This window comes from Viscerimonas tarda (assembly GCF_054601255.1).
The window spans coordinates 1-10,982 of sequence record NZ_BAAHWV010000057.1 but is presented as its reverse complement, the minus strand read 5'-3'; the positions used below and the strand labels follow the sequence as shown (position 1 = coordinate 10,982).

The window sequence follows — 10,982 nt, the reverse complement described above, 5'->3', positions numbered from 1 at the left end:
ATATAAATATGCGCTTGCACCTTGCACCTCACTTAAATAATTGATATTCAGATATGATTTTTTGTGCGTTTTTCTTGTTTGATTGAAAAAATAGTTGTAATTTTGTGCCGTAGTTTTATGCAGACATGGGCAGGACAAGCGTAGTCAAAAAAGACCTCTGCAAACGCTCTAAATCGTACCCCATACGAAAAAATGAAAGCGTAAAGTGCTGGTTTATAAGACTCTCCTACACATAATGATATACCTGTTAGATATTAAATTAACTGAAGCAAAACGCTTTCTGCTGTATAGCGACCATAATGTAAATGAAATCGCTTTCCGATTAGGATTTGAAGACAGTTCCTATTTCTCTCGTATCTTCAAAAAGAAAACCTCACTCACCCCGTCCGACTTCCTTAAAAAGTACCGAAAAACAGGCAAAAAAGTCCTGTAATCCGGTTTCTTTTCCACCCTATCTTTGCGCAAAAGATAGAAAAATGAAGCAATTAGTATTAATCATACTGGCTCTATTGCCGGTATTCAATGCGTATTCACAAATGGAAAAGTCAGAACGTTATACTCGCGGATGGAGTAAGTTACAGGAAATCGACGGAGAAGCCGGAGAAAATGTAGTAAATAGTTTGTAAAATATTTCTCCTGATTTAGCCCGTTTTATTATCGAATATTCATTCGGAGATGTTTACAGCCTTAACTCTTTGGATAATAAGACAAAAGAAGTTGCGGCAGTTTCTTCCCTTATTGCACAGGGTGCAATTCCTCAATTAAAAGTTCATCTGAATGGAGCATTAAACTCTGGATGTTCAATAAATGAAGTCGAAGAAATAATCTTGCAAATGTCTGTCTATGCAGGATTTCCCAAAAGTATAAATGCAATGAATGCTCTCAAAGAAGTTTTGCAAGAGCGGTTAGAGAAAGGTATTACCGACAAAAAGGGTACAAATCTCTTGATTCGGAATAATCCGGACAGGTATAAAATCGGTGTTGAATATCTGTCACTTCTGAACAAAGAGCAAGAACAAATACTAAGGGATAATTATGGAGAAATATCCCCTGAACTTGTCCGGTTTACGATAGAGTACGGATATGGAGATATTTTTTCGAGGGAAAATTTAGATAAAAAATATCGTCAGGTTGCTACAATAGCCGCTTTGGCAACATTGGGCAATTCACAACCACAATTGAAATTTCATATTAAAGGAGCTTTAAATATTGGCATAAACAAAGAAGAGATAAAAGAGATTATGCTACTAATGACTGTTTATGCAGGTTTCCCTGCCGCCATAAATGGAACGAATATACTGAAAGAGGTTATAATGGAGGAAAGCAGTCAATAAGTTTAGAGCTATCATTCGGCATAAAACAAGGCTTTAGCCTGATTATCAATAATAATTTAAATTTTGTGCTTATGAATGAATTAACGAACATGAGGCTGTTTACTCTATTGAGTGAACCCTAACAGGTCGTTGCATTACGAAAAGTTGAAAGGCAACAAACAGGGGCTTTCTTCCGTGCGTATCAATGATCAATACCGCCTTGAATTTCGTGAGATAGTTGATCCGAACGATATACTTGGAATTGAAATTTGTTCATTAATAGATATTACAAACCATTATAAATAGAATAATTATGGGGCAATTTAGGATTCCCGTTTCGTCCGGTGCATCCGGGTGAATTGTTGAAAGATGAATTGGAATACCGCCATTTATCGCAAAGAGAGGTTGCCAAGCAATTGGGATTGCCATATACGGCTCTCAATGAAACATTGAACGGCAAACGTCCGGTTACCACAACTACAGCCATGCTTTTTGAAGCCGCTTTGGGAATTCCGGCATATATGTTGGTCGGAATGCAGACAGATTATAATTTGCAAGTGGCAACACAAGACAAAAAACTGGCCAAACGCCTAGCCGAAGTACGGAAATTGTCGGCATTGCTTTGAGTTTGGATTGCAAACTTCCTGAATATCAGGTACAAGTTACAACCTTGCGCTAATGGAGGTTTTTTATTTTTCATGCTTTGTCTTGTGCAGACTTGCAGGAAGGAACAGTATTATATAAAGAGACGTGGCACGCCACGTCTCTACTTCAAATCTTGAACCTGAAACCTGAAAAATTTCCTTCCCCTCAATTCTTATTGTAAAAACAACTACCCAATTTTAATCCTCAAAATTGGTCTTTTTATCTTATTAAAGTGGCTGATATTGGGCATTTTATAAATGCTTATTGCCTTTGCATGCAGTTGTGTTCTTATTGTATTTCGTATGATATATAACATATTGATTTACATTTATTTAATTATTTTCTTTTGCTTCTTATGTTTTATCTACTTATATTTGTTGCAGTTTCTTAATTCCTTGTAGATTTAAACCGCCATGAAAAAAACGTATAACTGGGGCATTTTAGGCGCTGCCAAGATTGCCAATAAGTTTGCCGATGGATTAAAAGTTCATGAAACGCCGTCTTGGAATTATTGCCTTATCTCTGTTGGGTTACCTTGGTTGTTTTTCGCAGACTATTACCGGGCGCTATTATCAGATAGATAGCAAGATAACTAACTCGAATCATGGTACTGGCATGGGCTTGCACCTTACGCGATTACGCGGTGGGTTTCACCAACCTGTCGCATTTTTCCAATTCTTTCCACGAATTTTATGGAAAGGGGCCGAAAGAATTTAGAGAGAAATAAGAGAATATCTAAAAATTTAGAAACAAATGAAAATACTTTTTATCGGAGGAACAGGTACTATCAGTACGGCCATATCCAAATTATTAATTGCTCAGGGGCACGACTTATACCTTATTAATAGAGGTAAACGCAACAATGTGCTGCCCGAAGGAGTGCATCCGCTTATTGCCGATATTCAGGATGAGGCGAAAGTAGCCTCCCTCATTGCCGGCTTGTCGTTCGACTGTGTAGCCGACTTCATCGCTTTCACGCCCGAAGATGTGGAGCGGGATGTGCGTTTGTTTAAGGGTAAAACCAGGCAATACATCTTTATCAGTTCGGCATCGGTCTATCAAAAGCCGTTGTCAAACTATATCATAACCGAATCTACGCCTTTAGCCAACCCTTATTGGCAATACGCACGCAGCAAGATAGCCTGCGAAGATTACCTCATGGAGGAATACCGTGCGAATCAGTTTCCGGTAACGATTGTTCGTCCGACTTATACCTACGATGAGCGCATGGCGCCATTGGGCGTGAAGGGAAAGAAGGGCTTTTGGCAGGTCTTGCAACGAATGATAGACGGCAAACCGGTGATTATTCACGGCGATGGTCTTTCGCTGTGGACAATGACGCACAACAGCGACTTTGCCAGGGGCTTTGTCGGTTTAACAGGCAATATCCATGCCTTGGGCGAGGCGGTACATATTACTTCGGACGAAGTACTGACTTGGAATCAGATATACGAATGCATTGCACGCGCCTTGAATGTGCCCTTGAAAGCGGTACATGTGGCTTCGGAATATCTGGCGGCCAATAGCGACTACGATTTTTATGGCGGTTTGTTGGGCGATAAGGCTGTATCGGCTGTGTTCGATAATACGAAACTAAAAACCCTGGTTCCGGGTTTTGTGGCAACGAAGCGTTTCGACCAGGGCATAAAAGAATCCATCGAAAACATTCTGAAACACCCCGAACTGCAACAACCCGATGCCGAGTTTGATGCTTGGTGCGATAAAATAATTGAACGCTTTAACTAATTTAATAAATAATATCAATATGAAAACAAGTAGAATTATTCCGTTTTTGCTGTTGATCTGCCTTTGCTCTACTATGCGGGCGCAGACTAGCTATCCATTCAACGATTCCAATCTGCCAGTCGATAAGCGTGTTTCCGACCTTGTTTCGCGCCTGACTTTGGAAGAAAAAGTGTTGCAAATGCTGAATGCGGCTCCTGCGATAGACCGCCTGGGCATCCCGTCTTATAACTGGTGGAACGAATGCCTGCACGGTATTGGACGCACCAAGTACAAAGTAACCGTATTTCCACAGGCTATTGCCATGGCTTCGGCCTGGGATACGCCACTGTTTGGCCAAATTGCTGAGGCCATCTCAGACGAAGGCCGGGCTATTTACCACGATGCTTCTTCTAAAGGGAACTTCAGCATCTACCACGGTCTGACTTATTGGACGCCCAATATCAACATCTTCCGCGATCCGCGCTGGGGACGGGGACAGGAAACCTACGGCGAAGACCCTTTCCTCACTGCTTCGCTGGGTAAAGTATTTGTAAAAGGCTTGCAAGGAAACGACTCTAAATACCTGAAAGCGGCTGCTTGTGCGAAACACTACGCCGTACACAGTGGCCCCGAAAATACCCGCCACTCGTTCAATACCTTTGTTTCCGATTACGATTTGTGGGATACTTACCTGCCTGCTTTCCAAGATTTGGTGGTGGATGCCAATGTGGCCGGCGTGATGTGCGCCTACAACGCCTACAACGGGCAGCCTTGCTGTGGTAGCGACCAGTTTATGCAGGAAATACTACGCGACAAGTGGAAATTTACCGGCTATGTAACTTCCGACTGTGGCGCGATTGACGATTTTTTTAACCACCACAAAACCCATACGAATGCAGCTTATGCTTCTGCCGACGCCGTTTTCCATGGTACGGACATCGATTGCGGACAGAATGCCTACAAAGCATTGGTAGATGCCGTGAAATCGGGATTAATCACCGAAGGCCAGATAGATGTTTCTCTCAAACGCCTTTTTACTATCCGTTTCCGCTTGGGTATGTTCGACCCTGCCGACAAGGCGCCATTCTCCAAAATAGGTCTCGATGTGTTGGAAGCTCCTGCACACCAAGCTTTAGCAAGTAAAATAAGCCGCGAGTCTATCGTGTTGCTCAAGAACGAAAACAACATTCTTCCGCTAAGCAAGAAACTGAAAAAGCTGGCTGTCATCGGTCCCAATGCCGACGATGCAACAACTGTTTTAGGCAACTACAACGGTTTCCCGACAACTATAAGCACGCCCTTGAAAGCGATACAAAGCAAATTGAAAGCTACAACCATTACCTACGAAAAAGGGGTTGACTTTGTTATCCCTTCCGAAAAGAGCGACGAAGAGATTGCTGCTTTGGCCAAACGTCTGAAGGGCTACGATGTAGTGATTTACGTGGGTGGTATATCGCCTAAAATTGAGGGCGAGGAAATGCCTGTCAAAATGGAAGGCTTTGCCGGTGGCGACCGCACCAGCATTCTGTTGCCGAAAGTGCAAACCAAATTGATGCAGGCAATACAGGCCGAAAATATTCCATTGGTTTTTGTGATGATGACAGGAAGCGCGATTGCCACTCCTTGGGAATCGGCCAACGTGCCTGCTATCCTCAATGCCTGGTATGGCGGACAAGATGCCGGTAATGCTATTGCTGACGTGTTGTTTGGCGATTACAATCCTTCGGGTAAATTGCCGGTTACATTCTATGCGAAAGATAGCGACCTGCCTCCGTTCAATTCCTACGAAATGAAAAACCGTACTTATCGCTATTTTGGCGGCGAAACGCTTTATCCTTTCGGATACGGATTGAGCTACACCCAGTTTGCTTACGAAGTAGTAAACGTTAAGCCACAAATAGCTGCTAATGAAACACTAACAGTGGAAGTGAAAGTAACGAACACAGGCAAAAAAGACGGCGGTGAAGTAGCGCAACTCTACGTTTCTCATCCCGATGTGGACGGTCCAAAAGCTTTATATGCCCTGAAAGGCTTTGAAAGAATCAGCCTGAAAGCTGGACAAAGCCAGGTAGTAAGCTTCAAACTTACACCAAAAGAATTAGCTTCGGTGGACGCTAACGGCATCAGCAAAGTAAATAAAGGTAAATTGAAATTATATATCGGTGGAACCTCTCCGTCTAAAACCCAAGCGCAAAAGCTGGCCGTGGTGGAGAAAGTAGTGCAAATAAAGTAAAAGAATAGGGGGACGTATCAAAAATATTATTGAACGCAAATTACGCAGATTACACAAATTTACGCAATTTATATATTGTTGAAATTCAATCAAATAAGAATAAATGCAATGATTTATTTGCGTAAATTTGTGTAATCTGCGTAATTTGCGTTCTTTTGAGACAAACTCCTATTAATTTTCTGTATTCCCCCCACGGGGGATTAAGGGGGCTTGTTTTAGAATTTATATCCAAAGGTAAGCGCTCCGCTAACCGAGTTATTTTTGTAAGTGGCTTTGCTGGCTCCGCCAAAGGCATACAAATCGCTGTCCTGGCTTTTCATTACAAATGCAATATCTCCATAAAACTGGGGAGTGAATTTGTATCCCAAACCATAAGTGAAGTAATTGGCATCCTTTGGCAAGCTGAAGTGCGATATGGGGCCGCCCATATCAGGCACGTACAAGCTACCGTATATATCTTGTTGTGAGGCGTTTGAACTTCCGTCTCTCAACACCGCCTTCACGGGGCTTTCGACCCAGGAATAACCTACCCGTCCCGAAAATTGGGGAGTAAACCTGATTTCGGCTCCAACTCTGATGGAAGACGAGCTCTTGAAGTCTTCTTTTATGTATAAGTTTTGGTCGTTGTTGTACGAATTAAATCCGTTTGAATCGGGTTCGTCGAAACTCATGTTTTGGTAGTTTGTCAGGTCATAATCCAAGCTGAGGATAGCTGTTTGTGCGATAATGCCGGCAATACTGAATGTCCACTTGTCCGGTGTCTTGAAATCATAATCCCGTGTATAGACCTCCGATACAGGATTGTAACTGTTTTGGTATTCTGCTTGCAGGTCGCCTGGTACAAAATTGGAAAATTCGTGTTTAATTCCTGCCGAAAAATAATTGGTCATTTTATACCATGTTGGCGAATGATAAGCTATCCCCAATCGCAATTCATTGACAGGCTTCAGGATAACTCCTGCTTTCACCTGTAATCCGGCGCCTTTGGTCTGCAAGGTATTTGTCAGCGAATATCCGTTGTTTTGGTCAAAGGATTCGTTATAAAACGAATGAATACGGTAATCAAAGTCTGTAACGGCAATCGTAAGTCCCACGCTGACGATATTGGATATGGTTGTACCTCCGTTGAAATCGAACGAATTTATATAGCCTTTTTCTTTTACGTGCAAAATATTATCAACGGTTTCCCCAATATCAAGCACAGGTTTATAATTTCTACTTTGGTCGGGATTGATAAGGTAAGAGTTGTATCCCAACACGGGCAACCAATCTTCGTAAGCTAAGCCAAAATTTGGCTCTCTCGGAATACCTCCACCCAAATCAAGGCCTCTATTGTGGTCGGCATTTGCCGTTTTTGCCATCAGGTCGGTCAGGGATTTCTCCGAACCCCGGCTTTGCATCGAATAACTTTGGTCGAAAGTTTTCAACCTGTTGTACGAAAATCCGAAATTAACGAGCGGAACATCTTCGTTGTATGTCGGGATGACGCCAACAAAGGCCATATTGTCGAAACTGAAAGAGAATTTGCTCTTCTCCAAAGTTCCGGCATTTAATTGCGTTTCGATATTATTATTGCGAAAATCCAATGTTCCAACAACTTCCGATGATTTATACACTCCTATTCCGGCCGGGTTTATCGCTATACCCGATATATCGCCGCCAAGCGCTCCGAAAGCGCCACCCATACCCACCGAGCGGGCTGTGCCTGTTAAATCATTGGTCGAATATCTTAAAGCATCCATTTCGCCCTGAGAAAAAGCTGATAAAGAAAAGAAAATGGCGCTTGCTGTTATAAATAAACGTTTCATAATTTTGTTCTTTTTGTTTCTTGTTTCTTCCTTTTGAAAAGCTGCTTTAACTTCCAATAATTAAAACAGCTTTTCGTTAGATTTATCTTTTATCGGCGACCGCTGCTACTGCTACGTCCACTGCTTCCACCGGACGATGAACCCGAGGAGGACGATCTGCCCGAACTGGAACTGCTTCCGCTGCTATACGAGCCTGAGCTTGACGAAGATGAACTTCCGCTTGATGATGAACCGCTGCTGTACGATCCGCCGGAGGGTGCACTCGAACTGCTGCCGGATGAACGTCCCGAACTGTAACTGCCGCTGCTGCTACTGCTGCCCGAAGACGATGAACTGCTACTTCTCGAATTGCTGCCCGACACCGAACTTCTGTCGTAGGTTGGGCGCGAGGGGGTAGCGCTTGTGCCGCCTGTAGTTGTCGAAGGCCTTGTGCTTACACTGCCACTGCTGCTACCGCGTCCCGAAGATGTTCCGGCGCCGGTACTGGTATCGTAACTGCTGCCTCTTCCGCTACTTGTTCTTTCCGAAGAAGAATTGTCGGCTGCCGGTCTTGTTCTGCCGGTAGTGGTCGTGCTGCTCGAACCGCGTCCGCTGGTAGTTGTGTTGCCGGTTGCCGGTCTGGCGCTTACGCTACCATTGCTGCTGCCGCGTCCTGATGTTGAAGCCGGCCGGGTACTTACGCTGCCGTCTCTCCCGCTGGTAGTTCTACCCGACGAGTACCGGTCGTTTGTAGCCGAACTTCTGCCCGATGACGAATATCTGCCGTCGCTCGAACCTCTGCCCGAAGACGAATACCGTCCATTGCTTGATGCAGGACTTCTTCCGGCTAAATATCGCCCGTAGGACGAATTTCTGCTATTGTAGTTGTACGGCCTGTAATATCCGTAATAACGTCCGCTTCCGTAATGACCGCCTCCGTAGTATCCTCCATAATAGCCGCCACCGTAGTATCCGTAATGATGATGTCCGTACCATCCTCCCCAGCCGTAATAATAGGGGCTGTGGTAATACCATGGGTCGTACCATGAATAATGCCACGGGCTGTACCACGGGTCGTACCAGGGATAATAGCTGTTCCAGTAACCACCCCAACCGTAATTGACATTGAAGCTCCAGTTGCGCCGTGCATAGTAGTCGCTATATACGTTGTCTAGTACATATACATTGATGTCGTTATTGCTGGCAATAACGACGCTGTTGTTGGGGTTGTGGAATTTCACAATTCGGTCGGTGTATTCGTATTCACCGTCGAAGTTACCTTCGTCGTACGACACCGAATCTTCTCCGTCCGAATATACGGTTACATCACCGCCCCGTCGATTGTAGGTGTCCACATCAACGTTTACATTGCCGGTTGTTTCCAGCGTTACGTCTCCGTTGTCTCTGACAACCAGTACTTTTGTTGAACTAACATTGGAATTGCTGTATGCCGTTCCTTGTTTTTTCTCTGTTGTTTCTGCCTTTTTTTGCTTGGTAGGAGAATCTCCATAAATGTCATCCCCAAAGTTCTGGGAAAATCCCAAAACCGGAAACAAAGATGCAAGTATTAATACTCTAATTGTTTTCATCGCTTAATCTCCTTTTTTATTTTATGTTTGTATAGCGTGTTTACCTTATAGACACCTTGTATAAGAAAAGGTTTAAAAATCTGCTCTCTTTTTTCAAACAAATATACTGATATTATTCTATACTTTTAGTACAAGACTGGATATTCTTACCAGCGTTGTTTATTTTTCTGTTAAAAAAAATAAATAAGGAAAGAAATAGCGAATTTAAACACCCCGATAAACTATTTTTGCAAAGAGATATTTTTTTGAGTAGAGGCTGTCTCATAAGTCTTTTTATGAGGTTGTCATTGCGGGATCCGACCCGCAATCTCCTGATAATTAGATAATGTTTGTTAGGAGATCCCGTGTCAAGCACGGGATGACAGACTTTTGAGACACCCTCTATCCTGAAATCTAAAATTTAAAACATGTCCATAGATAGAAGAAACATAAGAATAGTAGATATTGCGAAAATAGCGGGAGTTTCTCCCGGTACGGTTGACCGTGTGTTGCATAACAGAGGAAAAGTTTCTCCCGATAAGAAAGAAAAAGTAGAGAAAGTGCTGAAAGAAATAAATTACGAGCCGAATATTATTGCGCGTTCGTTGGCCATGAAACGCCATTATACCATATTGGTGTTGATTCCTTATTTCGAAAAAGGAGGCTATTGGGATGTCCTCAATACGGGTATAACACGCGCATCGAAGGAACTTCTCAATTTTAATATAGACGTTCAATACCTGTATTTTCAGCAATACGAGGTTGACTCATTTATCAGTCAGATACGAAAAATTGAGTGCATGGAGTGCGATGCGGTATTGATTGCCGCATTGTTTAAAGAGCCCACGGTAGAGCTGTCGGCCATGCTGGACGAGAAGCAGATACCATACGTTTTTATCGACTCCAATATAATGGATCAGAACAATATCGCTTATTTTGGCGCCGATTCCTACAATAGTGGCGCGGTGGCGGCCAAGCTCGTGATGTATGATATAGGCAGGGATAGGGATATTTTTATTGCCAAAGTGATTACCAATAACAAAAAAGATTCGGCGCAGACCTACATTCGAGAACAGGGTTTTCGCGATTACCTGAATAAAAACGGGTACAGGGGAACGATTCATAATGTAGAATTGTCGGACGATTATACCCGGATATTGCGGCGAATTACGCACTTGATTGAAGAAAAAGGCGAACTCTTGGGAGGCGTTGTTTTTAATTCGAGGATACATGAGCTGGCAACTATTCTGTTTCAGAAAATGACCATAGCTCACAACATAAAACTGATAGGTTATGATGCCATCGAAAAAAATCTGGAAGCCCTGAAAAGGAACGAAGTGTCGTTTTTATTGTCTCAACGGTCTGATGTTCAAGGATATAATGGTGTAAAGGCTTTAAGTAACCTACTTCTTCTCGGCAAAAAGCCCGAAAAAGCCAATTACATGCCCATTGATATTCTGATCAAACAGAATATTGAATATTATGCCAATTATGAGTTGTAATATTTCATTTTTTTTCCCGCTTCAATAGATTGATTAATAGTTTTTTGAGCTATCCGTTATTTTTCTACCGCATTTTTCTTGAAAAAAACTCTCAAAATAATTTGGAAAGGGCGAATAAGTGCATTACTTTTGCATCCGCTTTGGTCGAATATCGGCCTTTAAGCGTTAAAAGAAGAGATCTTTGAAAGGTTTAAGATAAAAGGCAATTT

The 10,982-nt window shown here is 42.8% G+C and carries 10 protein-coding genes and 1 pseudogene; 9 read left to right on the top strand and 2 right to left on the bottom strand.

What is annotated here, in order from left to right; translation table 11 throughout:
- Positions 1-235 precede the first annotated feature (235 nt).
- The 8 genes and pseudogenes from ACYPWY_RS14805 to ACYPWY_RS14770 all read left to right on the top strand — a co-directional run bounded on the left by ACYPWY_RS14805 (position 236) and on the right by ACYPWY_RS14770 (position 5,916).
- Positions 236-433 (top strand): helix-turn-helix domain-containing protein, encoded by a 198-nt coding sequence (locus ACYPWY_RS14805; protein WP_459686321.1) that lies wholly within the window; start codon positions 236-238, stop codon positions 431-433.
- 43 nt (positions 434-476) lie between these two features.
- On the top strand, positions 477-626 hold the full coding sequence (locus ACYPWY_RS14800; protein ID WP_459686320.1) for a hypothetical protein: 150 nt from the start codon (positions 477-479) through the stop codon (positions 624-626).
- 3 nt (positions 627-629) lie between these two features.
- Positions 630-1,334, top strand: coding sequence for a carboxymuconolactone decarboxylase family protein (locus ACYPWY_RS14795; protein ID WP_459686322.1), 705 nt, complete (start codon positions 630-632; stop codon positions 1,332-1,334).
- A gap of 123 nt (positions 1,335-1,457) precedes the next feature.
- Positions 1,458-1,619: pseudogene (locus ACYPWY_RS14790) on the top strand (type II toxin-antitoxin system RelE/ParE family toxin); the annotation flags it as partial.
- 38 nt (positions 1,620-1,657) lie between these two features.
- Complete coding sequence (locus ACYPWY_RS14785) at positions 1,658-1,939, top strand: HigA family addiction module antitoxin (RefSeq protein ID WP_459686319.1); 282 nt, start codon at positions 1,658-1,660, stop codon at positions 1,937-1,939.
- 432 nt (positions 1,940-2,371) lie between these two features.
- Complete coding sequence (locus ACYPWY_RS14780; RefSeq protein WP_459686318.1) at positions 2,372-2,542, top strand: hypothetical protein; 171 nt, start codon at positions 2,372-2,374, stop codon at positions 2,540-2,542.
- Positions 2,543-2,711: 169 nt separating this feature from the next.
- Complete coding sequence (locus ACYPWY_RS14775; RefSeq protein WP_459686317.1) at positions 2,712-3,704, top strand: SDR family oxidoreductase; 993 nt, start codon at positions 2,712-2,714, stop codon at positions 3,702-3,704.
- Between the two features lie 19 nt (positions 3,705-3,723).
- Complete coding sequence (locus ACYPWY_RS14770; protein ID WP_459686316.1) at positions 3,724-5,916, top strand: glycoside hydrolase family 3 C-terminal domain-containing protein; 2,193 nt, start codon at positions 3,724-3,726, stop codon at positions 5,914-5,916.
- 215 nt (positions 5,917-6,131) lie between these two features.
- Here ACYPWY_RS14770 and ACYPWY_RS14765 read toward each other — a convergent pair whose 3' ends face one another.
- Positions 6,132-7,724, bottom strand: a complete 1,593-nt coding sequence (locus ACYPWY_RS14765) for an OmpP1/FadL family transporter (protein ID WP_459686315.1) — start codon at positions 7,722-7,724, stop codon at positions 6,132-6,134.
- Between the two features lie 89 nt (positions 7,725-7,813).
- A complete protein-coding gene (locus ACYPWY_RS14760) occupies positions 7,814-9,292 on the bottom strand; it encodes a hypothetical protein (protein ID WP_459686314.1) in 1,479 nt (492 codons plus the stop codon).
- 407 nt (positions 9,293-9,699) lie between these two features.
- Here ACYPWY_RS14760 and ACYPWY_RS14755 point away from each other — a divergent pair, with 407 nt between their 5' ends.
- Positions 9,700-10,773: a LacI family DNA-binding transcriptional regulator gene (locus ACYPWY_RS14755; RefSeq protein ID WP_459686313.1), complete on the top strand. Its 1,074-nt coding sequence runs from the start codon at positions 9,700-9,702 to the stop codon at positions 10,771-10,773.
- Positions 10,774-10,982 lie beyond the last annotated feature (209 nt).